At 35.7% G+C, this 255-nt stretch carries 1 pseudogene; it reads left to right on the top strand.

Going from position 1 to position 255, the window contains the following annotated elements:
- Nucleotides 1–255 (top strand): annotated as a pseudogene (locus tag IC218_RS22355) (cell wall-binding repeat-containing protein); the annotation flags it as partial.

The raw sequence follows: 255 nt of genomic DNA, 5'->3' as shown, positions 1-255 counted from the left end.
ATGAAACAGTAGATCCATCAGATAACACATATGTACTAACACTAACAAAAGGAACAGTAAAAGATGGAGATGTGAAAGCTAATGTTGAAGTAACAGGATTACCATCAGGCTTAGATTATACAGCAGTGGGAGATTCATCAGCAAATACAATAACAATAACAGTATCAGGAACAGCAGTCCCAGCTGTACAAAATGATTTAAATAATGTAAGTGTATTAGTTAAGGCAGGAGCAGTATCTGAAACAACTGCTACAG

It is taken from the genome of Clostridioides sp. ES-S-0005-03, from assembly GCF_020658455.1.
In the GTDB taxonomy this organism is placed as follows: Bacteria; Bacillota; Clostridia; order Peptostreptococcales; family Peptostreptococcaceae; genus Clostridioides.
This window is presented reverse-complemented; position numbering and strand designations above follow the sequence as displayed.